Annotated in this window: 26 protein-coding genes and 1 pseudogene; 13 read left to right on the forward strand and 14 right to left on the reverse strand. The window is 59.9% G+C overall.

From position 1 onward, the window contains the following. A partial coding sequence (locus AC1DSG_RS10845) for a transposase (RefSeq protein ID WP_477790880.1) occupies window positions 1–220 on the reverse strand: 220 nt, incomplete at its 3' end. Window positions 221–419: 199 nt separating this feature from the next. Next, a complete protein-coding gene (locus tag AC1DSG_RS10850; protein WP_477790881.1) occupies window positions 420–860 on the reverse strand; it encodes a GlcG/HbpS family heme-binding protein in 441 nt (146 codons plus the stop codon). Between the two features lie 267 nt (window positions 861–1127). On the opposite strand from AC1DSG_RS10850, the gene gcl reads away from it, so the two are divergent. The 8 genes from gcl to AC1DSG_RS10890 all read left to right on the forward strand — a co-directional run bounded on the left by gcl (window position 1128) and on the right by AC1DSG_RS10890 (window position 10728). Beyond that, the gene (gene gcl, locus AC1DSG_RS10855) at window positions 1128–2903 is read left to right on the forward strand and encodes a glyoxylate carboligase (RefSeq protein WP_477790882.1); all 1776 of its coding nucleotides are present in this window, start codon (window positions 1128–1130) and stop codon (window positions 2901–2903) included. 144 nt (window positions 2904–3047) lie between these two features. After that, window positions 3048–3830 carry a hydroxypyruvate isomerase gene (hyi, locus tag AC1DSG_RS10860; protein WP_477790883.1) on the forward strand — a complete coding sequence of 261 codons (783 nt, stop codon included), beginning with the start codon at window positions 3048–3050 and terminating at the stop codon, window positions 3828–3830. A 156-nt stretch (window positions 3831–3986) separates the two neighbouring features. After that, window positions 3987–4877, forward strand: coding sequence for a 2-hydroxy-3-oxopropionate reductase (locus tag AC1DSG_RS10865; RefSeq protein WP_007946729.1), 891 nt, complete (start codon window positions 3987–3989; stop codon window positions 4875–4877). Window positions 4878–5051: 174 nt separating this feature from the next. Next, the gene (locus tag AC1DSG_RS10870) at window positions 5052–6332 is read left to right on the forward strand and encodes a glycerate kinase type-2 family protein (RefSeq protein WP_477790884.1); all 1281 of its coding nucleotides are present in this window, start codon (window positions 5052–5054) and stop codon (window positions 6330–6332) included. Beyond that, window positions 6322–7737: a pyruvate kinase gene (pyk, locus tag AC1DSG_RS10875; RefSeq protein ID WP_477790885.1), complete on the forward strand. Its 1416-nt coding sequence runs from the start codon at window positions 6322–6324 to the stop codon at window positions 7735–7737. The genes AC1DSG_RS10870 and pyk overlap by 11 nt, the downstream gene beginning before the upstream one ends. A gap of 138 nt (window positions 7738–7875) precedes the next feature. Further along, on the forward strand, window positions 7876–8790 hold the full coding sequence (locus tag AC1DSG_RS10880) for an urea transporter (protein WP_477790886.1): 915 nt from the start codon (window positions 7876–7878) through the stop codon (window positions 8788–8790). A 21-nt stretch (window positions 8791–8811) separates the two neighbouring features. Further along, the gene (locus AC1DSG_RS10885) at window positions 8812–9636 is read left to right on the forward strand and encodes an ion transporter (protein WP_477790887.1); all 825 of its coding nucleotides are present in this window, start codon (window positions 8812–8814) and stop codon (window positions 9634–9636) included. Between the two features lie 93 nt (window positions 9637–9729). Further along, complete coding sequence (locus AC1DSG_RS10890; RefSeq protein ID WP_477790888.1) at window positions 9730–10728, forward strand: sulfate ABC transporter substrate-binding protein; 999 nt, start codon at window positions 9730–9732, stop codon at window positions 10726–10728. Between the two features lie 129 nt (window positions 10729–10857). On the opposite strand, the gene AC1DSG_RS10895 is transcribed toward AC1DSG_RS10890, so the two are convergent. Beyond that, complete coding sequence (locus AC1DSG_RS10895) at window positions 10858–11487, reverse strand: hypothetical protein (protein WP_477790889.1); 630 nt, start codon at window positions 11485–11487, stop codon at window positions 10858–10860. Between the two features lie 226 nt (window positions 11488–11713). Here AC1DSG_RS10895 and AC1DSG_RS10900 point away from each other — a divergent pair, with 226 nt between their 5' ends. Then, window positions 11714–12919, forward strand: coding sequence for an MFS transporter (locus AC1DSG_RS10900; protein ID WP_477790890.1), 1206 nt, complete (start codon window positions 11714–11716; stop codon window positions 12917–12919). Window positions 12920–13034: 115 nt separating this feature from the next. Here AC1DSG_RS10900 and AC1DSG_RS10905 read toward each other — a convergent pair. Next, a pseudogene (locus AC1DSG_RS10905) lies at window positions 13035–13226 on the reverse strand (type II toxin-antitoxin system HicB family antitoxin); the annotation flags it as partial. 336 nt (window positions 13227–13562) lie between these two features. Here AC1DSG_RS10905 and AC1DSG_RS10910 point away from each other — a divergent pair. Further along, the gene (locus AC1DSG_RS10910) at window positions 13563–14282 is read left to right on the forward strand and encodes an SDR family oxidoreductase (RefSeq protein WP_477790903.1); all 720 of its coding nucleotides are present in this window, start codon (window positions 13563–13565) and stop codon (window positions 14280–14282) included. A 41-nt stretch (window positions 14283–14323) separates the two neighbouring features. Further along, on the forward strand, window positions 14324–15211 hold the full coding sequence (locus AC1DSG_RS10915; RefSeq protein WP_477790891.1) for a LysR family transcriptional regulator: 888 nt from the start codon (window positions 14324–14326) through the stop codon (window positions 15209–15211). A 48-nt stretch (window positions 15212–15259) separates the two neighbouring features. On the opposite strand, the gene AC1DSG_RS10920 is transcribed toward AC1DSG_RS10915, so the two are convergent. The 10 genes from AC1DSG_RS10920 to ccmA form a co-directional block, all read right to left on the reverse strand. Next, a complete protein-coding gene (locus AC1DSG_RS10920; RefSeq protein ID WP_477790892.1) occupies window positions 15260–15664 on the reverse strand; it encodes a hypothetical protein in 405 nt (134 codons plus the stop codon). A gap of 14 nt (window positions 15665–15678) precedes the next feature. Then, window positions 15679–16881: a c-type cytochrome biogenesis protein CcmI gene (gene ccmI / locus AC1DSG_RS10925; RefSeq protein ID WP_477790893.1), complete on the reverse strand. Its 1203-nt coding sequence runs from the start codon at window positions 16879–16881 to the stop codon at window positions 15679–15681. Then, the gene (locus AC1DSG_RS10930) at window positions 16874–17347 is read right to left on the reverse strand and encodes a cytochrome c-type biogenesis protein (RefSeq protein ID WP_477790894.1); all 474 of its coding nucleotides are present in this window, start codon (window positions 17345–17347) and stop codon (window positions 16874–16876) included. The genes ccmI and AC1DSG_RS10930 overlap by 8 nt, the downstream gene beginning before the upstream one ends. Then, on the reverse strand, window positions 17344–17880 hold the full coding sequence (locus AC1DSG_RS10935; protein WP_477790895.1) for a DsbE family thiol:disulfide interchange protein: 537 nt from the start codon (window positions 17878–17880) through the stop codon (window positions 17344–17346). Before AC1DSG_RS10935 ends, AC1DSG_RS10930 begins: the two co-directional genes overlap by 4 nt. Beyond that, entirely contained in the window at window positions 17877–19880 is a 2004-nt protein-coding gene (locus tag AC1DSG_RS10940) for a heme lyase CcmF/NrfE family subunit (protein WP_477790896.1), read from the reverse strand. Before AC1DSG_RS10940 ends, AC1DSG_RS10935 begins: the two co-directional genes overlap by 4 nt. A 3-nt stretch (window positions 19881–19883) precedes the next feature. Continuing rightward, the gene (ccmE, locus tag AC1DSG_RS10945; RefSeq protein WP_477790897.1) at window positions 19884–20339 is read right to left on the reverse strand and encodes a cytochrome c maturation protein CcmE; all 456 of its coding nucleotides are present in this window, start codon (window positions 20337–20339) and stop codon (window positions 19884–19886) included. Further along, window positions 20336–20512, reverse strand: a complete 177-nt coding sequence (gene ccmD, locus AC1DSG_RS10950; protein WP_150781078.1) for a heme exporter protein CcmD — start codon at window positions 20510–20512, stop codon at window positions 20336–20338. Before ccmD ends, ccmE begins: the two co-directional genes overlap by 4 nt. Beyond that, window positions 20509–21264 carry a heme ABC transporter permease gene (locus tag AC1DSG_RS10955; protein ID WP_477790898.1) on the reverse strand — a complete coding sequence of 252 codons (756 nt, stop codon included), beginning with the start codon at window positions 21262–21264 and terminating at the stop codon, window positions 20509–20511. The genes ccmD and AC1DSG_RS10955 overlap by 4 nt, the downstream gene beginning before the upstream one ends. Window positions 21265–21336: 72 nt before the next feature. Beyond that, window positions 21337–22005: a heme exporter protein CcmB gene (gene ccmB / locus AC1DSG_RS10960; RefSeq protein WP_477790899.1), complete on the reverse strand. Its 669-nt coding sequence runs from the start codon at window positions 22003–22005 to the stop codon at window positions 21337–21339. Continuing rightward, window positions 22002–22637, reverse strand: a complete 636-nt coding sequence (ccmA, locus tag AC1DSG_RS10965; protein WP_477790900.1) for a cytochrome c biogenesis heme-transporting ATPase CcmA — start codon at window positions 22635–22637, stop codon at window positions 22002–22004. Before ccmA ends, ccmB begins: the two co-directional genes overlap by 4 nt. A gap of 197 nt (window positions 22638–22834) precedes the next feature. Here ccmA and fliK point away from each other — a divergent pair, with 197 nt between their 5' ends. Both fliK and AC1DSG_RS10975 read left to right on the forward strand, forming a co-directional pair. After that, window positions 22835–24412, forward strand: coding sequence for a flagellar hook-length control protein FliK (gene fliK, locus AC1DSG_RS10970; RefSeq protein WP_477790901.1), 1578 nt, complete (start codon window positions 22835–22837; stop codon window positions 24410–24412). Next, the gene (locus AC1DSG_RS10975) at window positions 24409–24738 is read left to right on the forward strand and encodes an EscU/YscU/HrcU family type III secretion system export apparatus switch protein (RefSeq protein WP_477790902.1); all 330 of its coding nucleotides are present in this window, start codon (window positions 24409–24411) and stop codon (window positions 24736–24738) included. Before fliK ends, AC1DSG_RS10975 begins: the two co-directional genes overlap by 4 nt. Window positions 24739–24816 lie beyond the last annotated feature (78 nt).

Consider the following 24816-nt stretch of genomic DNA (forward strand, 5'->3'; position numbering starts at 1 on the left):
GTATTAACCAGTGAAAATGGTCGGGCATCACGACGAAAGCCAAGGTATCGGCGAAGCCTTGCTCCTGAACTTGCCTGAATTGGTGCACGATGTTCCTGCCCAAGACATAGTCCTTGAAAACAGGTTCCCGATTGAGTGTGTTGGCAGTCAGATGATAGATCCGGTTTTGTTCAGCAAAACGACCGATCCGCAGGCGATGTGAAGCAGACAGTTCAGGCATTCCGTTGCCCTCCTCATAAGTAAGATATGAGAAGGCTAGACCGGTGAGTGCTTGAGAGTGGGGCAAACTTTTAGCCGGATGTGTCAGTCAGGCCGCCTTCGCGAGCAAGCCMGCTCCCACATTTGACCGAGTTTCAAGTGGAGAGCGCGGTCGAGTGTAAGAGCGAGCCTGCTCGCGAAGGCGGTAGATCAGTCACCCATCAAGCAGTAACCCCAGCATCCGCCGTCAACCCCAACGCCTCGATCGCATTGATCGCACACTGCTCATCCACATCCGATAGATCACCGCTAATCCCCAGCGCCCCCAGCACGTTGCCGTCCTGATCCCGAATCAGCACACCGCCCGGTGCCGGCACCACGCTGCCCTGCCCCAAGCTATTAAGGGCCGCGATAAAGGCCGGGCGTTGTTGCGCATCCAGCGCCAATAAACGTGAGCCTTTGCCCAACGCGATAGCGCCCCAGGCTTTGCCGATGGCGACCTGCGGGCGTAGCAGGCTGGCGCCGTCTTCGCGTTGCAGGGTGATCAGGTGCCCGCCGGCATCCAGTACCGCAATGGTCAATGGTGCCGCCGAGATTGCACGCCCTGCAGAGATGGCCTGATTGATCAGGTTGACTGCGACTTTCAAGGTTAAAGCGCTCATGGTGCCGTCCTCATTTTGTTTTTCGGAAAGCCGTTGGACTGCGCCGTTGTGCCGCAGACCGATGCAACAAATAGAACACAATGAGTTATTTTTTTGTATACAATAATTCTCGAAAAGCGCCACATGCGACGAAAAGCCACACAAGACTGGGCTTCAGACGAATGAAACAAGCGCTTGAGAAAATGGATTGACCTGCGCCGTCCGCCGTGAATAAACTCTGCGCAAAGCCACTTGTATACAATTACAAAACGTAAGAGGCACAAAACAATGAGCAAAATGAGAGCAATCGAAGCCGCCGTTCTGGTGATGCGCCGTGAAGGGGTTGATACCGCTTTTGGCATCCCGGGCGCCGCGATCAACCCGCTGTACTCCGCCTTGCAGAAGGTCGGTGGCATCGATCACGTCCTCGCTCGCCACGTTGAAGGCGCCTCGCACATGGCCGAGGGTTACACCCGCACCAAGGCCGGAAACATTGGCGTGTGCATCGGCACTTCCGGCCCTGCCGGTACGGACATGGTCACCGGCCTCTACAGCGCCTCGGCCGACTCGATTCCGATCCTCTGCATTACTGGTCAGGCCCCCCGCGCCCGTATGCACAAGGAAGATTTCCAGGCAGTCGACATCACCGCCATCGTGAAGCCAGTGACCAAGTGGGCAACCACGGTCATGGAACCGGGCCAGGTGCCTTACGCGTTCCAGAAAGCCTTCTACGAAATGCGCTCCGGGCGTCCAGGGCCGGTGTTGATCGACCTGCCATTCGACGTGCAGATGGCGGAAATCGAATTCGACATCGATGCCTACCAACCCCTGCCGCTGGCCACGCCCACCGCTAACCGCGTGCAAATCGAGAAGGCCCTGGCCATGCTCGATCAGGCTGAGCGTCCATTACTGGTGGCCGGTGGTGGCATCATCAATGCCGACGCCAGCGACTTGCTGGTCGAGTTCGCCGAGTTGACCGGCATTCCAGTCATTCCGACCCTGATGGGCTGGGGCACCATCCCGGACGATCACCCGCTGATGGTCGGCATGGTCGGCCTGCAAACCTCGCACCGCTACGGCAACGCGACAATGCTCAAGTCCGACCTGGTTCTGGGTGTCGGTAACCGTTGGGCCAACCGCCACACCGGCTCAATCGACGTGTACACCGAAGGCCGCAAGTTCATTCACGTTGATATCGAACCGACCCAGATCGGCCGCGTGTTCAACCCGGACCTGGGCATCGTCTCCGACGCTGCCGCCGCGCTGACCGTATTCATCGAAGTCGCTCGTGAATGGCAAGCCGCCGGCAAGCTGAAAAACCGCAGCGCCTGGTTGCAAGATTGCCAGCAGCGTAAAGCCAGCCTGCACCGCAAGACTCACTTCGACAACGTGCCGGTCAAGCCGCAACGCGTCTATGAAGAGATGAACCAGGTATTCGGTAAAGACACCTGCTACGTCAGTACCATTGGTCTGTCGCAGATTGCCGGCGCGCAGTTCCTGCACGTCTACAAGCCGCGTCACTGGATCAACTGCGGCCAGGCCGGCCCGCTGGGCTGGACCATTCCGGCAGCACTGGGCGTGGTCAAGGCCGATCCGACCCGCAAGGTCGTGGCGCTGTCGGGCGACTATGATTTCCAGTTCATGATCGAAGAATTGGCAGTGGGCGCGCAGTTCAAACTGCCGTACATCCACGTTGTGGTAAACAATTCGTACCTGGGGCTAATTCGTCAGGCTCAGCGCGGTTTCGACATGGACTACTGCGTGCAATTGTCCTTCGATAACCTGAACGCTCCGGAACTCAACGGTTACGGTGTCGATCACGTTGCGGTGGCCGAAGGTCTCGGCTGCAAGGCACTGCGTGTTTTTGAACCAAATCAGATTCAACCTGCCCTGCGCAAGGCTCAGGAACTGATCGAAGAGTTCAAGGTGCCGGTGATCGTCGAAATTATTCTGGAGCGCGTGACCAACATTTCCATGGGCACCGAGATCAACGCCATCAACGAATTCGAAGACTTGGCGCTGGTCGGCAACGACGCACCTACCGCGATTTCGTTGCTCGATTGAGATGACGTGAAACCTGTAGCAGCTGTCGAGGCACGAGGCTGCGTTGCGTGTCCGCAGGACCGCCGTCGGGGGCCGCTTCGCAGCCCAACGCAGCCTCGTACCTCGGCAGCTGYTACAGGTACCTATTTTTAACAGGAGACCACCATGCCGCGTTTCGCTGCCAACCTGTCCATGCTGTTCACTGAGCAGGATTTTCTTGCCCGTTTCGAAGCGRCCGCCAAGGCCGGTTTCAGTGGTGTCGAGTACCTGTTCCCTTACGACTTCAGCTCCGCCGAAATCAAGGCCAAGCTCGATGCCAACGATCTGACCCAAGTGCTGTTCAACCTGCCGGCCGGTGACTGGGCCAAGGGCGAACGCGGGATCGCATGCCTGCCAGACCGGGTTGAAGAGTTCCGCGCCGGTGTCGATCTGGCGATTGCTTACGCACAAGTGTTGGGTAACACCCAGATCAACTGCCTGGCCGGTATTCGTCCACAAGGCGTCGACGATTCCACCGTGGAAAAGACCTTCGTCGCCAACCTCAAGTACGCGGCGGACAAGCTGCAAGCGGCGGGCATCAAACTGGTGATGGAGGCGATCAACACCCGCGACATCCCGGGTTTCTACCTGAACAACACCGCGCAAGCCCTGTCGATTCGCGAACAGGTCGGCAGCGCCAACCTGTTCCTGCAATACGACATCTACCACATGCAAATCATGGAAGGCGACCTGGCCCGCACCATGCAATCGCACTTGGGCGAGATCAATCATATCCAGTTGGCCGACAACCCTGGGCGCAACGAACCGGGCACCGGTGAAATCAACTACCGCTTCCTGTTCGAACACCTGGACCGCATCGGTTATCAGGGTTGGGTCGGCTGTGAGTACAAGCCACTGACCACCACTGAAGCAGGCCTGGGCTGGCTGAAAAGCCATAACGCGATCTGACACGGATCCCTGTAGGAGCTGGCTTGCCAGCGAAGGCAATGTCACTGCCAATTAAAGAGGCTGGAGGTGATGGCCTCTTCGCCGGCAAGCCGGCTCCTACAAAAGCAGTGCTCCCCTATTTGCTTGAAGCAGCAATAAAAACAAGAGGATTTTCTCATGGCTAAAATCGGATTTATCGGCACCGGCATTATGGGCCACCCAATGGCGTTGAACCTGCAGAAAGCCGGTCACAGCCTGTTCCTGTCGGCACACCACGACGCCGCACCTGCTGACCTGATTGCCGCTGGCGCCGTCGCCCTGGCCAACCCGAAAGAAGTCGCGCAAGAAGCCGAATTCATCATCGTCATGGTGCCGGATACCCCACAGGTCGATGACGTGCTGTTCCGCGCCGACGGCGTTGCGGCCGGTGTCGGCAAAGGCAAAATCGTCATCGACATGAGCTCGATCTCGCCTACCGCCACCAAGGCGTTCGCAGCCAAAATCAACGAAAAAGGCGCGCAGTACCTCGACGCTCCGGTGTCCGGCGGTGAAGTCGGTGCCAAGGCGGCAAGCCTGAGCATCATGGTCGGCGGCGATGCCGATGCCTTCGAACGCGCCCTGCCGCTGTTCCAGGCCATGGGCAAAAACATCACCCTGGTGGGCGGTAACGGCGACGGTCAAACCGCCAAAGTGGCGAACCAGATCATCGTTGCGCTGAACATTCAGGCAGTGGCCGAAGCCCTGCTGTTCGCCTCGAAAAACGGTGCCGATCCGGCCAAGGTACGTGAAGCACTGATGGGCGGTTTCGCTTCGTCGAAGATTCTTGAAGTGCACGGCGAGCGCATGATCAAAGGCACCTTCGATCCAGGCTTCCGCATCAGCCTGCACCAGAAGGACCTGAACCTGGCCCTGCAAGGTGCCAAGGAGCTGAACATCAACCTGCCGAACACCGCCAACACCCAACAAGTGTTCAGCACCTGCGCGGCCATCGGTGGCAGCAATTGGGACCACTCGGCGCTGATCAAGGGCCTGGAACACATGGCGAATTTCTCGATTCGCGATAAGTAAACCAAACCTGAAGCTGGCTCGGTCCCTGTGGGGGCTGGCTTGCCTGCGATGGCATCGACTCGTTCTACCTGAAAGACCGAGTCGCCTGAATCGCAGGCAAGCCAGCYCCCACAGGACCGCGTAGCAACGCCTGCTGTCGTTTTATCTCAATAACAAGAATTCCGGGAGCCCGCCATGTCGGTCGATCCGCAACATTTCCTGCGCGAGCTGTTTGCCACAGCCATCGACGCCGCCCATCCGCAGCAAGTCCTCGAAGCCCATTTGCCCAAAGATCGCAGCGGTCGGGTAATCGTCATCGGCGCCGGCAAAGCCGCAGCCGCCATGGCGCAAGTGGTCGAGCGTTGCTGGGAAGGTGAAGTCAGCGGTCTGGTGGTGACGCGTTACGGTCACGGCGCCCCGTGCGAAAAAATAGAAGTGGTCGAAGCGGCCCATCCGGTGCCGGATGCAGCCGGTCAGGCCGTCGCCAAGCGGGTCTTTGAACTGGTCAGCAACCTGACCGAAGACGACCGCGTGATCTTCCTGCTCTCGGGCGGCGGTTCCGCACTGCTGGCGCTGCCGGCGGCGGGCATCACCCTGGCCGACAAGCAATCGATCAACAAAGCCCTGCTCAAATCCGGCGCGACCATCGGCGAGATGAACTGCGTGCGCAAGCATCTCTCGGCGATCAAGGGCGGCCGCCTCGGCAAGGCCTGCTGGCCGGCCACTGTTTATACCTATGCAATTTCCGATGTGCCAGGCGACCTTGCCACGGTCATCGCTTCCGGCCCGACCGTGGCCGACCCCAGCACTTCGGCCGAAGCGCTGGCGATCCTCAAACGATACGGCATCGAGGTTCCGGCCTCGGTGCGCAACTGGCTGCAAAGCGCGGAATCGGAGACGGTCAAACCCGGCGATCCGAGCCTGGCGCGCAGTCATTTCCAGTTGATCGCTCGTCCACAACAGTCGCTTGAAGCGGCTGCAGTGAAAGCGCGGCAGGCCGGTTTCAGCCCACTGATCCTCGGCGATCTGGAAGGCGAATCCCGTGAAGTGGCCAAGGTTCACGCCGGCATTGCGCGGCAAGTGGTCTTGCATGGCCAGCCGTTGGCAGCGCCGTGCGTGATTTTGTCGGGCGGTGAAACCACGGTGACCGTGCGCGGCAATGGTCGTGGCGGGCGCAACGCCGAGTTCCTGCTGAGCCTGACCGACAGCCTCAAAGGCTTGCCCGGTGTGTATGCGCTGGCAGGTGACACTGACGGCATCGACGGTTCCGAAGACAACGCCGGCGCGATCATGACCCCGGACAGTTACGCCCGCGCCGCCGCCCTCGGTCTGAGTGCCAGTGACGAGCTCGATAACAACAATGGCTACGGCTATTTCGAGGCGCTCGACGCCCTGATCGTCACCGAGCCGACCCGCACCAACGTCAACGACTTCCGCGCCATTCTGATTCTCGAGAGCCCTAAACATGACGCCTGACAAGAAGGTTAAAATTCTCGCCACCCTCGGTCCCGCCACCGAAGGCATCGACGACATCCGCGAACTGGTGAAGGCCGGGGTCAACATTTTCCGCTTGAACTTCAGCCACGGCGATCATGCCGACCACGCTCAGCGCTACCAGTGGATTCGTGAAGTCGAGCGCCAGCTGAATTATCCGCTGGGCATTCTGATGGACCTGCAAGGCCCGAAACTGCGGGTCGGCAAATTTGCCGAAGGCAAGGTGCAACTGCATCGCGGTCAGGCCCTGCGTCTGGACCTGGACCCTACACTCGGCGATGAACGCCGCGTGAACCTGCCTCACCCGGAAATCATCGCGGCGCTGGAGCCGGGCATGGACCTGCTGCTGGACGACGGCAAGCTGCGGCTTCGCGTGGTGACCAAGTATTCCGACGCCATTGATACCACCGTGCTCAATGGCGGCGAATTGTCGGATCGTAAAGGTGTGAACGTGCCGCAAGCAGTATTGGAGCTCAGCCCGCTGACCGCCAAGGATCGCCGTGATTTGAGCTTCGGTCTGGAGTTGGGTGTGGACTGGGTGGCGCTGTCGTTTGTGCAACGCCCGGAAGACATCCGCGAAGCCCGCGAACTGATCGGCGACAAGGCGTTTTTGATGGCCAAGATAGAGAAGCCATCGGCGGTGACTCAGCTTCGCGAAATCGCTGAATTGAGCGACGCGATCATGGTCGCTCGCGGTGATCTGGGCGTGGAAGTGCCCGCCGAAAGCGTGCCGCAAATTCAGAAAAACATCATCAGCATCTGCCGTCAGCTCGGCAAACCGGTGGTGGTGGCGACGCAGATGCTGGAGTCGATGCGCTTCTCCCCGGCCCCGACCCGCGCCGAGGTCACCGATGTAGCCAACGCCGTGGCCGAAGGTGCGGATGCGGTGATGTTGTCGGCGGAAACTGCGTCCGGTGAATACCCGCTGGAAGCAGTGCAGATGATGAGCAAGATCATCCGCCAGGTGGAAAACGGCCCAGACTATCAAACGCAACTGGACGTGAGCCGGCCGAAAGCCGAGGCGACGGTTTCCGACGCGATCAGCTGCGCGATTCGTCGTATCAGCAACGTGTTGCCGGTGGCGGTGCTGGTGAACTACAGCGAGTCCGGCACGTCGAGTTTGCGCGCTGCGCGGGAGCGGCCGACGGTGCCGATTCTCAACCTGACCCCAAACCGGCAAACCGCTCGCCGCCTGACCGTAGCGTGGGGCGTGCACTCGGTGGTCAATGATCGCCTGCGGCAGGTGGATGAAGTGTGCTCGACGGCGCTGGAGATTGCCCAGGCTCAGGGCATGGCCAAGCGTGGCGACACCTTATTGATCACCGCGGGTGTGCCGTTTGGGCAACCGGGGTCGACTAACTCATTGCGCATCGAAACGCTGATTTAACTCCACACCACGATCGTTCCCACGCTCTGCGTGGGAATGCAGCCCGGGACGCTCTGCGTTCCAAGAGCAGACGCAGAGCGTCCATTGAGGCATTCCCACGCAGAGCGTGGGAACGATCTGTACAGAACGATCCTTAAAATGCCTGCCAATCACTTCAACACCCACTGCCCCGATTGGGCCACTGCCCTGCTCAACGGCTTCAGCCAGATCTTCCTCCAGCGCCATCCGCTGTTTGGCTTGCTGTGCCTGTTGGCCATTCTGTTTACCGCGCCGACACTGCTCGGCGGAGCACTGCTGGGTGGCGTCGCCGGATTGCTGACGGCGCAACGTCGCGGCTACGCCAAAGCCGATCGCCAGGCCGGGCTGTTCAGTTACAACGGGGTTTTGCTCGGCTTGTTGCTGAGCCTGTATTTCCCGTGGTCCGCCGTGCTGCCACTGGTGATCATTGCCTGCGGCGGCCTGAGCGCGATGCTCACTCAACAGTGGCTCAAGCGCGCCCGGCTTAGCCAATACCTGCCCGCATGCACCGCGCCCTTCGTGGGGCTGGGCTGGTTGCTGCTGTGCTTCGCCACGCCCTCGACCAAGGCGCATTTGATCGAGATCAACACGCTGAACATGCTCGCCGCACCACTCAAAGGTCTCGGCCAGGTGATGTTCCTCGGTCATCCGCTGGCCGGTGCGTTGATTGCCGCCGGCTTGCTGATCGCTGACCGTCGCGCATTCTGCTGGGCGTTGCTGGCGTCCGTTGCGGGCATGGGTTGGAGCCTGCTGCACCACGACTTCTACACCGGCTTGCTCGGCCTCGGTGGCTATAACGCGGTGCTCGCCGCCCTCGCCTTCAGCTCGCAACGCCAGCAGCCGTGGCTGCCACTGGTCGGCATTGCATTAGCGCTGCTGCTGACGCCGATGTTTGCCGCTATCGGTCTGCCCACGCTGACCGCGCCCTTCATCCTCGCCTGCTGGCTGATCCGTACGGCTGCTCAAGTGCTCGGCAAAGCGACGGGGGCCCGTGCGCCTTGCGCTCCTGGGGAGAATCAACCTAGGCTGCGTTGATTCCCGATTCAGGCGTTTTCCATGGACAGCAGCAAAAATTGGCGTGAAGACCTTTACGTCATGATTTTCCAGAGCGACACCAAAGCGGGGCGGCGCTTCGACGGCACCCTGCTGTTGATCATTCTCGCCAGCATCATCATCGTAATGCTCGACAGCATCGATTCCATTCACCAGAACTACGCCGATGTGCTGGCGTATATCGAGTGGGGTTTCACCTTCGTCTTCGCTGTCGAATACATCCTGCGGCTGTATTGCTCACCCAAGCCGTTGCGCTACGCGTTCAGTTTCTATGGACTGGTGGATTTGCTGGCCATCGTGCCCGGCATCCTCGCACTGTATTACGCCGATGCGCAGTACCTGCTGATCATCCGGATCATTCGGATGCTGCGGATTTTCCGCGTGCTCAAGCTCAGCCCGTACCTCAAGCAAGCCAACTACCTGATGTCGGCATTGCGCGGCAGCAAACAGAAAATCGTGGTGTTTCTGGTCAGCGTCAGCACCCTGGTCACGGTGTTCGGCACGCTGATGTACGTGATCGAGGGCCCGGAACACGGCTTCACCAGTATCCCCAAAGGCATCTATTGGGCGATTGTCACCCTGACCACCGTGGGCTTCGGCGACATCGTGCCGAAGACGCCGTTGGGTCAGGTAATTTCGTCGCTGGTGATGATCACCGGTTACTCGATCATCGCCGTGCCCACCGGGATTTTCACCGCCGAACTGGCCAACGCCATGCGCGGTGAGCTACTGCAACACGATTGCCCGGTGTGCAAGAAAAACAGCCACGAACACGGCGCGGCGTTCTGCTCGCGATGCGGCAATGCGTTGTTTAAGAAAATGGAATAAGCAAAGATCTTTATAATCTTTAAAGGCCTATGCGCGCCCGGCTATAGTCGCTGGCAAATTGCCTCACTTTTAATTTAGAACAAGGACTGCGCAGTGAAAAAAATCTTTGGCGCCTCACTTCTGGCCGCTGGCCTGGCATTGACCAGCATGGCCCAGGCCGCACCAACCCTGCTCAACGTTTCCTACGACGTGATGCGCGACTTCTATAAGGACTACAACGCGGCCTTCCAGAAACACTGGCAAGCCGAACACAACGAAAACATCACTCTGCAGATGTCCTTCGGCGGTTCGAGCAAACAGGCGCGCTCGGTGATCGACGGCCTGCCGGCTGACGTCATTACCATGAACATGGCCACCGACATCAACGCCCTGGCGGACAACGGCAAACTGGTCCCGGAGAACTGGGTCACACGCCTGCCGAACAACAGCGCACCGTTCACGTCCGCCACTGTATTCATCGTCCGTAAAGGCAACCCGAAAGCCCTGAAAGACTGGCCGGACCTGCTCAAGGACGGCGTTCAGGTGATCGTGCCGAACCCGAAAACCTCCGGCAACGGGCGCTACACCTACCTGTCGGCCTGGGGTTATGTGCTGAAGAATGGCGGTGATGAAAACAAAGCCAAAGACTTCGTTGGCAAGCTGTTCAAACAAGCCCCGGTGCTGGATACCGGCGGCCGTGCAGCCACCACCACATTCATGACCAACCAGATTGGCGACGTGCTGGTGACCTTCGAAAACGAAGCGGAAATGATAGCCCGCGAATTTGGTCGTGATCAGTTTGAAGTGATCTACCCAAGCGTTTCCGCTGAAGCCGAGCCACCAGTGTCGGTGGTCGACAAAGTGGTCGACAAGAAAGGCACTCGTGCTGCGGCCGAGGAATATTTGAAGTACCTGTGGTCGCCGGAAGGTCAGGAGATTGCAGCGGCGAACTACCTGCGTCCGCGTGACCCGGCGGTATTGGCCAAGTACACCGATCGTTTCCCGAAAGTGGATTTTCTGTCGGTAGAGAAGACCTTCGGTGACTGGCGTACGGTGCAGAAGACCCACTTCAACGATGGCGGGATCTTTGATCAGATTTACAGCGGACAGTAATTTCTGAGCGCAACGAAAAAGGCGACCTGAGAAGGTCGCCTTTTTTGTGCCTGAACACAAACCCCATGCTCACCGAAGCCCCCATGTGGGGGCGAGCCTGCTCGCTCCCACAGGTTCGGCGACACCCCGCTACATCGGCGGTGTGACGCCATCCTTGCCGGCCGAGATCGATTGCGCGGTCAGCGTTCCGTCAGCACTCTGCGTCACAAACGTCACGATCTTCACCCCCACCTTCAGCAAGCTGCGATCCCCCGGCATCAGGTTCACAATCGGCACATCCTCCGGCACCAGAATCTTCTTCTGGCCGCCCTTGTAGTTAACCGTCAACACCCGGCCATTGCTGACCACCAGATCACCTACGCTGCCATTGGTCATGCTGCTGCCCTTGACCAGATCAAACGGCCGATGCCCGTCGCCGCTACCGGCCAATTCGGGTGGAAATACGTGGACTTCCAGCGCCTTGAGGGTGCCATCTTCCTGAGGAATGGCGGCCGAGCCGATGTAGCTGCCAGGCTTGATGTCTTCAATATTGGCCAGGGTGACGGCGCGGACTTTGGTGTCGTTGGTCAGGTTGATGATCACGTTTTCACCGCTGTTGGTGCGGACTTTTAACACGTCGGGGCTGACCCCGGTGATCTCGCCGCGAACGCCGATACGCATGCCCGGCGCGTCGGCGGCCTGGGCCAGGCCTGCGGTAAACAGGGTGATCAGTGTCAGGGCTGAAGCGCCGCGAACCAGGTGACGGAACATCGCATTCATGGCAGAGCCTTCCGGTAATGAAGCGTGAAGAGAGAACATAAGCACGCTATCGAACAGGATGTAAGTGAATGTATCATCCAGACTCTATGTCCTGACGCAAGGCGTACGTCCCGCCCCGCGTCACTCATTCCGCAATGGAATGATTACTATCACTTCAATCCCTCTTCCGCCGTTTGGGCTTGCCGCTTAGCCTTCGCGCATTCCCTTTTGTTCAGAGAGTCCCGTTATGAACCCAGCGACCCAGGTGCCCCACGGTGCCGCGACAATGACCAAAGGCATGGTGCTGCTCTTCGCCTTCTGCTGCGGCGCCATTGTGGCCAATATTTACTACGCCCAGCCGATCATCGGCCTGATCGCGCCGGACATCGGTCTGACCAGCACCATGGCCAGCCTGATCGTTTCGCTGACCCAGATTGGCTATGCGCTGGGGCTGTTCTTCCTGGTGCCGCTGGGCGATCTGCTGGAAAACCGCCGACTGATGATCATCACCACGGTGGTGGCGATTGCCAGCCTTTTGGGAGCGGCGTTCACCGATCAGCCCAACGTATTTTTGCTGATCTCGTTGCTGGTGGGTTTCAGTTCGGTGTCGGTGCAGATCCTGATTCCACTGGCCGCGCATCTTGCGCCGGAAGAAACTCGTGGCCGCGTGGTCGGTGGGATCATGGGCGGATTGTTGCTGGGCATTCTGTTGGCTCGGCCGGTTTCCAGCGTGGTAGCTGACCACTTCGGCTGGCGTGCGATGTTTATGATTGCGGCAGCGTTGATGGCGGCGATCAGCATCGTGCTCGCGCTGACCATTCCCAAGCGCCAGCCTGATCACCGTGCGACTTATGGCCAGTTGCTGGGTTCGCTGTGGACGTTGTTACGCCAACAGCCGGTGTTGCGTCAGCGTGCATTCTATCAGGGTTGCATGTTCGCCACGTTCAGCCTGTTCTGGACCGCCGTGCCGCTGGAGCTCGCCCGCAACCATGGCCTGTCGCAAACCCAGATCGCGATCTTCGCCCTGGTCGGTGCCATCGGTGCCATAGCCGCACCCATCGCCGGGCGACTGGCCGATGCCGGCCACACCCGCATCGCTTCCTTGCTGGCCCTGGTGTTCGCCAGCCTGAGCTTTCTGCCCGCGTTCATTCATCCGCTCTACAGCGTGATTGGCCTGGCAGTGACCGGCGTGGTACTCGACTTCTGCGTGCAGATGAACATGGTCCTCGGTCAGCGCGCGGTCTACGCCCTCGACGCCAAAAGCCGCAGCCGTCTTAACGCGCTGTATATGACCAGCATTTTTATCGGCGGCGCATTTGGTTCGTCGGTAGCCAGCGTGGTGTATGAACACGGTGGCTGGTTGTGGATCGTGATTGTCGGCAGCGCGTTTCCGTTGCTGGCGTTGTTGCGGTTTTTGAGTGTTTCGCAGAAGGTTTCGTTGGCGACGGCTTAAGCTTTTAAAACAACGTCGGTAATCCACCCAGAGCCAGCTTGCCCCCACAGTCTATCGCCAAACCTGTGGGAGCGACCCTGCTCGCGATGCAATGTAACGGCAACCGCCCGAATCAAACTTTCAACATTCCCCATCCTCTGCCTGCGAATTCCGGAATATCCCGATGCGTGCTCACTGACGTCGGCGTCGGAACACCCAACCCCTCCTCCCCCATTTTTTGCAGCAGGATCTGTACGACTTCGACGGCTGCGTTGTACGCCTCTTCAAAGGTATCTCCGGCAGTCACTGCGCCGGGGATGTCAGGCATTTGAATACCGATTGCCGTTCTCTCATCTCCCTACTCGATAATGATTGGATAGTGCAAAGCAGTTCCTCCAGAAAGCATCAACTTTATTGGGGGCCAATTGACCATAGAAACCGGACACGGTCTGTTCACGTTGTTTTTCAGGATGTGAGCTGCCTCATTCCCCCAAAAATGCTGATGCCGGCGCGTTATGTGATCGGTCAGGATGGCGTGATTCGTTACGCCGAGGTCAACCCGGATTACACTCAGCGTCCTGAGCCTGAAGCGATGCTGGATGCCATTCGCGGCCAACCGATCAAATGCCGCCTGGCCCGCTGCATGTTTTTCAAGGAGTGTGAAATGACCCGTCATACCTTTCTCATCACTGGCGCCAGCAAAGGCATTGGACGCGCGGTGGCCGAGCACCTGGACCGTGTCGGGCATCGAGTCGTCGGGATTGCCCGAACGCCTGACCTGACGTTCCCAGGCATTCTGTTTCCTCTGGATCTGAGCGACAGAGCGCTGACTCAGGAAGTCCTGGCGGATCTGGCCAGGACGTACGAATTTGATGGGCTGGTGAACAACGTGGGTCTGGTACGCCCGCAAGTGCTGGGGGAAATCGACCTCGACACATTCGACGATGTGATGCGGGTCAACCTCCACTCGGCATTGCAGGCCACCCAGGCGCTGCTGCCGAATATGCGTACCAAGGGCTGGGGTCGGGTGGTGAACATTTCCAGCCTGACCGTACTCGGGATCACCCAACGCACCGCGTATGCAGCGGCCAAAGCAGCATTGATCAGCTTCACACGCTCATGGGCACTGGAACTGGCGCAAACCGGCGTGACGGTGAACGCAGTGGCGCCGGGGCCGACTGAAACTGAATTGTTTCGCGCCAACAACCCGCCGGGCAGTGAAGGTGAAGCGCGGTATCTGGCGGGCGTGCCGATGGGGCGTTTGGGACAGCCGCAGGAGATCGCGGCGGCGATTGCGTTTTTGCTGTCCGAGCAGAGCGGGTTTATCACCGGGCAAACGTTGTTTGTCGATGGCGGCGCGTCCATCGGTAAAGCCGCGTTCTAACCAACGACACCATTCCCCTGTGGGAGCCACAAGGACTCAAGATGGACCGCCTGGCCGCAATGGAAACCTTCGTCTACGTCGTGGAAACAGGCTCGTTTTCCGCCGCCGCCCGGCGCTTGAATATCGGCCAGCCCGCCGTATCAAAAGCCATTGCGCAACTGGAATCACGTCTTGCCGTGCGACTGCTGTTGCGCTCGACCCGAGGCCTGACGCCAACCGAAGCCGGCCTGGCCTTTTTTGAACGCTCCAAGCGCGCCCTCGAAGAAGCCGATGAAGCCGATAACGCAGCTCGCGGTGCCGCCAGCGGGCTCACCGGCAACCTGCGCATCTGCGCCGCCGTGACCTTCGGCCGAATACATATCGTGCCGCACCTCGGGCCGTTCCTCGATCAGAACCCGGACCTGAACATCGACCTGATGCTCGAGGACCGCAACGTCAATCTGGTCGAAGAAGGTGTCGACATCGCCCTGCGCATGGGCGCCCTGAGCGACTCCGGCCTCACCGCCCGCAAGATCGCCGAATGCCGACGTGTAGTACTCGGCACACCGGCCTACTTCGACAAACACGGCGAACCCAGCTACCCGGCTGACCTGTGCAAACACCAGGCAGTGGTCTACGCCCTGGGCGGCGGCGCCAACTGGCAATTTCGCAACGCGAGCGAAGAACAGTCCGTGATCATCAACGGCCGAATTCGCGTCAGTGCTGCCGAAGGTTTGCGTGAAGCGGTCCTCGCCCACCTGGGGCTGACCATGGCCTCTGAATGGATGTTCGCCCCGGAGCTGGCCAGTGGTGCAGTCAAGGAAGTGATGACGGGCTGGAGACTGCCGAACCAGGATTTGTGGGCGGTGTTTCCCACCGGAAGAATGGCCAGCGCAAAGGCTCGGGCGTTTGTGGAGTATGTGCAGGGGTTGTTGGTGAAAGGAGCCTGAGCAACGCTCAGAAAAGCAAAACGGCGATCCTGAGATCGCCGTTTCCATTTACTGCCCGAATTGCCGCCCCAACCCACCCGGCACGCCATGTATATCCGTGTCTTCCCACGGCCCGTCCGGGCTTATCGAGCGGCTCCAGCCGTTGTTCCAGCGGTAGTAGGTGCGCTGGCGGTAGAAGGTGTTGGTCTGATCCTCCAGCACATAGACGCCGAGCTTGGCATCCCAATGGCTGTTGCCACCCGGTGGCGGTGCGAAGCTGGCGGAGGTGCGCGGCATCGGTTTGGCGGGCTTGGCCGGGATGCCCGGTTTGCCCGGCGTGGGTGTTGGCGACGGTGTAGGTCTTGGCTGTGACGGCGGAATCGGAGGCGGCGACGTGGGCTCCGGCGGCTGGACCGCACATGCGCTCAACCCCAAAACCAGACTGAGCAGGGTGATACGAGCAATAGCGGTCATGGGGCGTTTTCCTGTTATTTATCCGGGCTGTCGATGGTCAGTGTCTGCGGCGCAGTGGTGCTGCTGGCCAGAGGCTGGCTGCGACCGATCCATTCACCGGCAGTCGGTTGGCCGGCACGGGAGACGCGCGCAACCAGTTGGACTTCAGGAAAGTTCGACAGTTTCAACTGCGGCATCATGGCGTCGGCATCACCCAGTTCGACAGTCACCGGCAAGTCGGCCACGGTCAAGCGTTTGGCCGCCAGCGGTGCGGGTGGGCCAGAGGTGGCGCGGGCAAAGATGAATACGCTGTCGCCCGGTTGGACCTTGGCTTTGAGCGCTGGCGCCAGGTCTACGGTGACTTTCAGCAACGCTGCGGGTTTGACCGCGGGGGCCTGAGCAACCTTGCCACCGCTGGCTTCGAGTTTCTCGGTGGCCTTGGCAATCCCGCCTTCCAGTGCGCCACGGGAGTTGTCGTCGGGCGGCAGTTGCGCCAGCAGGCGATTCCAATAGTCGATGGCGTCCTGATAACGCTGGCTTTCAAACGCCGCGATGCCGAGCAGGCCGAGACTGGTGACTTCTTTCGGATCGGCTTTCAGCGCTTCATCGGTCAGCGCCTGAATCTTGTCCGACCACTTTTTGCCATCGGCGAAGTATTGGGCCTGAGCCCATTGACCAAGCAGTTCCGGTTGACGACCGGCCACGTTCACCGTGCGTTCGAAGATCTTCGCTGCGTCGCCAGGACGGTCCTGAGCCATGTACGTGCGTCCGAGGAAGTACAGGCCTTCAGCCGAATCCGGCTGAGCGGCGACGGCGCGTTCCAGACGTCGGGTCATCTCTTCCATCGACTGTGGCGCCTGGGCGAATTCGCGGGTCAGTTCGACTTTGTCGCTGGCACCGAAATGCAGGTACAAGCCAAGGCCCAGAACCGGAACTAGTACCGCCGCCAGCAACGGCAACGGTTTGCCCAGGCGAGTCACTCGTGGTGCCGCAACGCCTTCGGTGTCGGCGAGCAGCTCACGGGCCGCTTCGGCGCGACCGGTGTCCATTTGTGCGGCATCGAGCACGCCCTCTTCCTGCTGAATTTGCAACTCAGCCACGCGCTCTTGATACAGCGCGACGTTCAGGGCAGTTCGATCCTCTTCAAGTTGTGCGCGACGACCACGCAGAACCGGGATCAACAGAAAACTCAGGGCAACCAGAAGTAGCAGACCTGCAGCGAGCCAGAAATCAATCATTCTTGGTTTTATCCAACAGGTGGTCGAGGCGCTCACGCTCCTCGGCAGAAAGCGCGTCCGGGGTTTCAGCGCGTTGTACGCGACGACGGCGGACGATCACGGCGATGATCACAAAACCACCCAGCAACAGGCCGGCCGGGCCGAACCAGAGCAGTGCAGTCTTGGCGTTGAGTGCCGGTTTGTAGCGGACGAAATCACCATAGCGATCGACCATGAAGTCGATGATCTGCTGATTGTCCTTGCCCTCGCCGAGCATGCGGAAGATCTCTTTGCGCAGGTCGGCGGCGATCGGCGCGTTGGAGTCGGCGATGTCCTGATTCTGACACTTGGGGCAACGCAGTTCTTTGGTCAGCTCGCGAAAACGCTCGCGATCACCTTCTTTGGCGAACTCGTAGGTATCGATGGCGGCGTGCGCCACGCCGGCCATGCTCAAGCCCAATACCGCAGCGGCTATCCAGCGTTTCATGGCTTGGCCTCATCGACCAGCGCCTGATACTTGGCGGCCAGCTTCTCGCGCCAGACCTGCTCGTCGATCACGCCGACGAACTTGTCGCGGATGATGCCTTTGGCATCGATGAAGAAAGTTTCCGGCGCGCCGTACACGCCGAGGTTCAGGCCGAGGGCCCCCGCATCGTCGCGGATGTCTAGCTGGTACGGGTTGTGAAATTCCTCCAGCCACTTCAAGGCATCAGCGTTGACGTCCTTGTAGTTGATGCCGTAAATCACCACGCCCTGCTGGGCCAGTTTGTTCAGCACCGGGTGCTCGACCCGGCAGGAAATGCACCAGGTACCCCAGACATTGACCAACGCGGGTTTGCCCAGAATGTCGGCCTTGCTCAGTGTTTTGTCACCCTGCACGTTCGGCAGGGAAAACTCCGGGAACGGCTTGTTGATCATCGCCGAAGGCAACTCGGCCGGGTCCAAGTAGAGCCCGCGATACAGAAAAACAGCCACCACCAGAAAAATCGCCAGTGGCAACAGCATCAACCAACGCTTCATGCAGCGGCTCCCGTCATGCCCAGTGCTTCACGCACGCGGCTTTTCACCTTGACCCGATAACGCCGATCCAGCGCCGCCAGCAATCCGCCGAAGCCGGTCAGCAGGCCGCCGAACCAGATCCAGCGCACGAACGGTTTGACATGAACGCGCACGGCCCAAGCGCCATCTCCCAGCGGTTCGCCGAGGGCAACGTAGAGGTCACGGGTGAAACCGGCGTCGATCCCGGCTTCGGTCATCACCGAGTTCTGCACGGTGTAGAGGCGTTTTTCCGGATGCAGCACGCTGACTTCCTTGCCGCCCTTGATCACCCGAACGGTGCCCTTGTCGGAGGTGAAGTTCGGGCCTTCGAAGTGCTTGGCACCTTCGAACACAAACTGATAACCGCCCAGATCCATGGACTCGCCCGGCGCCAGGCGCAAGTCGCGCTCGGCACTGTTCTGGCTCGACAGTACGACGCCGAGGGCGCACACGGCGATGCCGAGGTGAGCGATCTGCATGCCCCAATAGCTGCGAGTCAGGGTCGGCAAGCCTTTGATCAGGCCTTTGTGGCGAGTCTTGTCGACAATGTCACGCGCACCGGCCAACAACACCCAGGCCGCAAGCATGAAGGTCGCGATGACTGCCCAGTTGAAATCGCCGTAAGCGACGCCGGCAATCACAGCCAGTGCAGCGCTGCCCAACAACACCGGGGTGAGCATGCTCATCAGCCATTTCACCGGGGTGTCTTTCCAGCGCACCAGCATGCCGACCGCCATCACCACCATCAGCAACGCCATCAACGGAATGAACAGCGCGTTGAAGTACGGTGGGCCGACCGACAGCTTGGCGCCGGTCATCGCATCCAGAATCAGTGGGTACAAGGTGCCCAGCAGGATCATAGAAGCCGCCACCACCAGCACCAGGTTGTTCCCCAGCAGCAGGGTTTCCCGGGACCAGAGGTTGAAGCCCACCTGGCTCTTGACCACCGGTGCGCGCAAGGCGAACAGCGTCAGCGAACCGCCGACCACAAACAGCAGGAAAATCAGGATGAACACGCCGCGTTCAGGGTCGGACGCAAAGGCGTGAACCGAGGTCAGCACGCCGGAACGCACGAGGAACGTACCGAGCAAGCTCAGCGAGAACGCGGCAATGGCCAGCAACACGGTCCAGCTCTTGAACACGCCACGTTTTTCCGTGACCGCCAACGAGTGAATCAGCGCGGTACCCACCAGCCAAGGCATGAAGGAAGCGTTTTCGACCGGGTCCCAGAACCACCAGCCGCCCCAGCCGAGTTCGTAGTACGCCCACCACGAACCGAGGGTGATGCCGATGCCGAGGAAGGCCCAGGCGACGATGGTCCACGGGCGCGACCAGCGAGCCCATGCAGCATCAAGGCGACCGCCCATCAGTGCCGCGATGGCGAAGGCGAAGGCTACCGAGAAACCGACGTAACCCATGTACAGCATCGGCGGGTGAACGATCAGACCGATGTCTTGCAACAATGGATTGAGGTCGGCGCCATCGCTGGGCATTTGCGGCAGGATGCGCTTGAACGGGTTGGAGGTGAGAATCAGGAACAGCAGGAAACCGGTGCTAATCATGCCCATCACGGCCAGGACCCGCGCCAACATGACTTGCGGCAACTGTCGGGAGAACACCGATACCGCGAAGGTCCAGCCACCCAGAATCAATGCCCACAGCAGCAGCGAGCCTTCGTGCGCGCCCCACACTGCACTGAATTTGTAGTACCACGGCAGGGCACTGTTGGAGTTGCTGGCGACGTAGGCGACCGAGAAGTCGTCAGTCATGAACGCGTACGTCAGGCAACCGAAGGCAAACGTCAGAAAAGTGAACTGGCCCCACGCAGCCGGCTGCGCGAGGCTCATCCACAAGCGGTCACCGCGCCAGGCACCGAGCAACGGCACCACGGCCTGAGCCAGCGCGAAACACAGCGCCAGGATCATGGCCAAGTGGCCAAGCTCTGGTATGAAAAGCCCGGGAATAAAGATTCCAGATGTCATCTGTCAGCCCTCTTTGGCGGGAGTGGGTGCCGATTGACCGCTGTCTTTCAGGGCCTTGGTCACTTCCGGCGGCATGTACTTTTCATCGTGCTTGGCCAGCACTTCGTCAGCCACCACCACACCGTCGGCATTGAGTTTGCCCAGGGCGACGATGCCCTGCCCTTCACGGAACAGGTCCGGAAGAATGCCGCGATAGGCGATGGTCACGGATTTATTAAAGTCGGTGACGATGAATTTCACGTCCAGCGAGTCCCCGGAGCGCTGCAGCGAACCCTGCTCGACCATGCCGCCCGCACGGATGCGCGTGTCTTGCGGCGCTTCGCCATTGGCAATCTGGGTCGGGGTGTAAAACAGATTGATGTTCTGCTGCAGGGCACTCAGGGCCAGGCCGACGGCAGAGCCGACACCCACCAGAATCGCGAGAATGATGATAAGACGCTTTTTGCGCAGCGGATTCACTTGCCGTTCTCCCGGCGCAGACGACGCGCCTCTTGTTGCAGATACCGCTTGCGGGCCAGGATCGGCGCCGCCACGTTGAGGGCCAGCACCGTCAGGCAGATGCCATAGGCGGACCAGACATACAGGGCGTGATGGCCCATGGCGAGGAAGTCGCCGAATGAAGCAAAACTCATCGAGCGGCCTCCAGACTGTTCTGTACTTCAGCCTTGACCCAGCTGGCACGCGCTTCGCGCTTGAGCACTTCAAGGCGCATGCGCAGCAACAAGACTGCACCGAAGAAACAGTAGAAGCCCAGCACCGTCAGCAGCAGTGGCAGCCACATCTCGGCCGGCATCGCCGGTTTTTCGGTGAGGGTGAAGGTCGCGCCCTGGTGCAGGGTGTTCCACCACTCCACCGAGTATTTGATGATCGGAATGTTGATCACGCCGACAATCGCCAATACCGCGCACGCCTTGGCGGCGCTGTCACGATTGCTGATGGCGTTGCCCAGCGCAATAAGACCGAAGTACAGAAACAGCAGAATCAGCATGGACGTTAGTCGCGCATCCCAGACCCACCACGAACCCCAGGTCGGTTTCCCCCAGATCGCGCCGGTGACCAGCGCCACGGCGGTCATCCAGGCACCGATGGGCGCCGCGCATTGCAGGGCGACGTCAGCCAGCTTCATCTTCCAGACAAGCCCGACAATGCCGCACACGGCCAGCATCACGTAGCAGGACTGCGCCAGCATCGCGGCAGGAACGTGGATATAGATAATGCGAAAGCTGTTGCCTTGCTGGTAGTCGGGCGGCGCGAAAGCCAGGCCCCAAACGATACCCACGCCGATCAGCAGCAACGCCGCGACGCTAAGCCAAGGCAGCAGTTTGCCGCTGATGCCGTAAAACCATTTGGGCGAGCCGAGCTTGTGAAACCACGTCCAGTTCATACTGTTTCCATCACGGTTGCCCTTCGCTCTGAAGGGCTGGGTCTTTACTGGTTAAATTTTAACCAGACCTCATTATTCGCCGACGCTGATCTTCAGGCCAGCAGCTATTGCAAACGGTGTCAGGGTTATCGCCAGGGCGGTCAGGCTGCCAAGCCACAAGAGATAACCGGTCGCCGGCATGCCTTGCAAGGCCGCCTGCAAGGCGCCACTGCCAAGGATCAACACCGGGATGTACAGCGGCAGAATCAGCAGGGCAAGCAACAGGCCACCGCGCTTCAATCCCACCGTCAGGGCTGCGCCCACCGCACCGAGCAGGCTCAGCACCGGTGTACCCAGCAATAAAGAAAGCAGCAACACCGGCAGACAAGCGGCAGGCAGACCGAGCATCAACGCCAGCAGTGGAGCGAGCAAAACCAGTGCCAGGCCAGAGAAGGCCCAGTGTGCCAGTACCTTGGCCAAAACCAGAAGAGGCAGGGGGTGCGACGAAAGGACCCACTGTTCAAGCGATCCGTCTTCGAAATCACTGCGGAAAAGCCCGTCCAGCGAGAGCAAAACCGATAAAAGGGCCGCGACCCAGACCAGTCCCGGAGACAAGGTTTGCAACAATTGAGCCTCGGGTCCGACCGCCAATGGAAACAGCGCAACCACGATGGAGAAGAATACCAGCGGATTGGCCAGCTCCGCAGGACGGCGGAACAATAAACCGGCCTCACGGGCGACCAACAGGCCGAAAACACTCATACGGCCCAATTCCCCAGATCAATGTCGCGATAGCCGGCCGGCATCCGGGTCAGCGTGTGGTGCGTGGTCAACACGACCATACCGCCCTGCTCGCAGTGGGCGGCCAGGTGTTCTTCGAGCTGTGCCACGCCTTGCTTGTCGAGTGCGGTAAACGGCTCATCAAGAATCCACAGCGGTGGGCTGTCCAGGTACAACCGCGCCAGCGCCACACGCCGATGCTGGCCGGCAGACAGGGTGTGGCAAGGAACATCCTCAAAACCGCGCAGCCCCACAGCCGCCAATGCCTGCCAGATCGCCTCCTGGGACGCTGGATGATGCAGGGCGCAGAGCCAGCTGAGGTTTTCCTCGGGGGTCAGCAGTTCCTTGATGCCGGCAGCATGACCGATCCACAGCAGGTTGCGCGCCAGCTCGAACCGTTGCTCATTGAGCGGCTGGTCATTGAGCAGCACTTGACCGGCGGTCGGCTGCATCAGACCGCACAGCAGGCGCAACAGACTGGTCTTGCCACTGCCGTTGGGGCCGCTGATTTGCACCATTTCGCCACTGGTCAGTCTCAAATCGAGATTTTCGAAGAGCAGCCGAAGGTCTCGCTCACAAGCGAGGGCAACGGTTTGCAGGACAGGGCTGGTCAAGGGATCACGGGCCTTTTGCGGTTCAAGTCGGCGGCGAAGCGGCCGCTAAAGAGATGCAGCATAGATGCATTGGCGGCTTGTTCTAGAGAGTTGCGTCAAACAATTGCAATGTTTTCGCCACTCCCCGAAAGACGGGCAGCATTATACATGCCATGCCCTACTCTAAAGAGTGCAATTTCCTCAGGTTGTGACCGCGTATGACAGGCGAAATGAACATCCTCCCGCTACCGCAGACCACGTCCGCGACTTCGCGACCGTTGGTGGTCAGTGGCGCCCCGCTGAAGTTGCTGACGCCGATGGAGGGCCTGATCGCCGTCGGACAGACCGCCAAGGCTGAAGTGCTGTCGCTCAAGCAGACGGATCAGGCCTTTCAACTGTTGCTCAAAGTCACCCTCGACAGCGGTCGCCAGACCACAGTCCAGGCCACCAGTACTCAAGCGCTGCYACAAGGCGCCCACCTGGCGATCACCCAACCGTCGGCAAGCAACCTGGCCATCACCGTGCAACAGGCCATTGCTACAAGCGTCGCCACCCTCACCCGCATCGACACCGCGAAACTGCCAGTCGGGACATTGTTGCAAGGCAAAGTGCTGACCTCACAAGTGCTGCATCAGGTGCCGGGGCAACCCACAGTGTTTCGCTCGATGGTGAGCTTGCTGAACACTGCGTTGAGCGGCAGCACGCTGAGCATCGACAGCCCGACACCGCTGCGTATTGGCACCTTGTTAAGTGCAATGGTGCAAGACACCCAGACCCTGAAATTCGTCCCGCTGAGCAGCCGTCAGGAACAATTGGTCATGACGCAGCAACTGGTCAGCCAGCACAGCCGCCAAGGTTCGTTGGATGGCTTGCTCAAAGCGCTGCAAAACCTGTCGCCGTCGTCGGCCCCAATCTCCAGCGACCTGCGCGTTGCCGCGGAAAAACTGCTCGCCGGTCTGCCGGATATCCAGCAACTGAGCACGCCAAAGGGCCTGGCTCAAACGCTGACCAACAGTGGCCTGTTCCTCGAAGCAAAACTGCTGACCGGACAGAACCCGACGCTGGCCCCGGACATGRAAGGCGACCTGCTCAAGCTGATCGCGCAACTGACGCYGGGGCTGCCGGCCAACACCAACCTCAACGCAATCATCGCCGCCAACACATTGGTGCAGGCAATGCCGAGTTTCGTGCGCAGCGCCCTCGGCATGCTCGACCAGGTCAGCGCCAAACCGCTGCCGACCCGTTTCCCACTGCCCGCGCGCCTGCTGCAAAGCCAGGACGGTGAAGGGAATCTGGAGCACTTGCTGCGTTTGGCGGCGGCCGCCGTTTCGCGCCTGCAAAGCCATCAACTGTCGAGCCTGGAGCAAACCGGCGTGACGGACGATGGCCGGCTGCTTAGCACCTGGCAGCTGGAAATCCCGATGCGCAACGTGCAGGACATCGTGCCGTTGCAGGTCAAATTCCAGCGCGAAGAAGCCCCCGAGAAGGAGCAACCGCACGAACGTCGCGACGAACATGAACCGAAACAGCCTTTGTGGCGCATCGACCTCGCGTTCGACATGGAGCCACTAGGGCCATTGCAGATTCAGGCACAGCTGATCAAGGGCAGCCTGTCCAGTCAGCTCTGGGCAGAACGCCCTTACACCGCGAGCCTGATAGAAAGTAACCTGGCCGGACTGCGCGAACGCCTGCTCGCATCGGGCCTGAACGTCGGTGATCTGGATTGCCACTTGGGCAAACCGCCACAAGGCCCGCACACCCGCCTCGAACAACGCTGGGTCGACGAAACCGCATGAAAAGCCCCAACGCCCCACGCCAGGCCATCGCCATCAAATACGACGGCAGCCACGCCCCTACCCTCACGGCCAAGGGTGACGAAGCGCTGGCTGAAGAAATTTTGCGCATCGCCCGCGAGTATGAAGTGCCGATCTATGAAAACCCCGAGTTGGTGAGACTGCTGGCGAAGATGGAATTGGGGGACAGTATTCCGGAAGAGTTGTACCGCACGATTGCCGAGATTATTGCGTTTGCGTGGAATTTGAAGGGCAAGTTTCCGGCGGGGCATGATCCGGAGATGGGAATGGTGGAGAAAGACATTACTGATCGCGGGAATGATTATTGAATCTTTGTTGAATTTTAAAAAATCGCTGCCTCGTTTCACTCGACAGCTCCTACAGTGGAATGGCGTACGCCTTGTAGG

The organism is Pseudomonas sp. P5_A12 (genome assembly GCF_056400685.1).

Excerpts from the sequence above, each read along its gene's own strand:
- AC1DSG_RS10900 (WP_477790890.1), top strand. The coding sequence starts at position 11,714 with ATGAACCCAGCGACCCAGGTGCCCCACGGTGCCGCGACAATGACCAAA.
- AC1DSG_RS10930 (WP_477790894.1), bottom strand. The coding sequence starts at position 17,347 with ATGAAACGCTGGATAGCCGCTGCGGTATTGGGCTTGAGCATGGCCGGC.
- AC1DSG_RS10885 (WP_477790887.1), top strand. The coding sequence starts at position 8,812 with ATGGACAGCAGCAAAAATTGGCGTGAAGACCTTTACGTCATGATTTTC.
- ccmD (WP_150781078.1), bottom strand. The coding sequence starts at position 20,512 with ATGAGTTTTGCTTCATTCGGCGACTTCCTCGCCATGGGCCATCACGCC.
- AC1DSG_RS10910 (WP_477790903.1), top strand. The coding sequence starts at position 13,563 with ATGACCCGTCATACCTTTCTCATCACTGGCGCCAGCAAAGGCATTGGA.
- AC1DSG_RS10955 (WP_477790898.1), bottom strand. The coding sequence starts at position 21,264 with ATGAACTGGACGTGGTTTCACAAGCTCGGCTCGCCCAAATGGTTTTAC.
- AC1DSG_RS10895 (WP_477790889.1), bottom strand. The coding sequence starts at position 11,487 with ATGAATGCGATGTTCCGTCACCTGGTTCGCGGCGCTTCAGCCCTGACA.
- ccmB (WP_477790899.1), bottom strand. The coding sequence starts at position 22,005 with ATGAGTGTTTTCGGCCTGTTGGTCGCCCGTGAGGCCGGTTTATTGTTC.
- AC1DSG_RS10850 (WP_477790881.1), bottom strand. The coding sequence starts at position 860 with ATGAGCGCTTTAACCTTGAAAGTCGCAGTCAACCTGATCAATCAGGCC.
- pyk (WP_477790885.1), top strand. The coding sequence starts at position 6,322 with ATGACGCCTGACAAGAAGGTTAAAATTCTCGCCACCCTCGGTCCCGCC.
- AC1DSG_RS10975 (WP_477790902.1), top strand. The coding sequence starts at position 24,409 with ATGAAAAGCCCCAACGCCCCACGCCAGGCCATCGCCATCAAATACGAC.
- gcl (WP_477790882.1), top strand. The coding sequence starts at position 1,128 with ATGAGCAAAATGAGAGCAATCGAAGCCGCCGTTCTGGTGATGCGCCGT.
- AC1DSG_RS10935 (WP_477790895.1), bottom strand. The coding sequence starts at position 17,880 with ATGAAGCGTTGGTTGATGCTGTTGCCACTGGCGATTTTTCTGGTGGTG.
- AC1DSG_RS10880 (WP_477790886.1), top strand. The coding sequence starts at position 7,876 with ATGCCTGCCAATCACTTCAACACCCACTGCCCCGATTGGGCCACTGCC.
- AC1DSG_RS10870 (WP_477790884.1), top strand. The coding sequence starts at position 5,052 with ATGTCGGTCGATCCGCAACATTTCCTGCGCGAGCTGTTTGCCACAGCC.
- AC1DSG_RS10915 (WP_477790891.1), top strand. The coding sequence starts at position 14,324 with ATGGACCGCCTGGCCGCAATGGAAACCTTCGTCTACGTCGTGGAAACA.
- AC1DSG_RS10865 (WP_007946729.1), top strand. The coding sequence starts at position 3,987 with ATGGCTAAAATCGGATTTATCGGCACCGGCATTATGGGCCACCCAATG.
- AC1DSG_RS10940 (WP_477790896.1), bottom strand. The coding sequence starts at position 19,880 with ATGACATCTGGAATCTTTATTCCCGGGCTTTTCATACCAGAGCTTGGC.
- AC1DSG_RS10920 (WP_477790892.1), bottom strand. The coding sequence starts at position 15,664 with ATGACCGCTATTGCTCGTATCACCCTGCTCAGTCTGGTTTTGGGGTTG.
- ccmI (WP_477790893.1), bottom strand. The coding sequence starts at position 16,881 with ATGATTGATTTCTGGCTCGCTGCAGGTCTGCTACTTCTGGTTGCCCTG.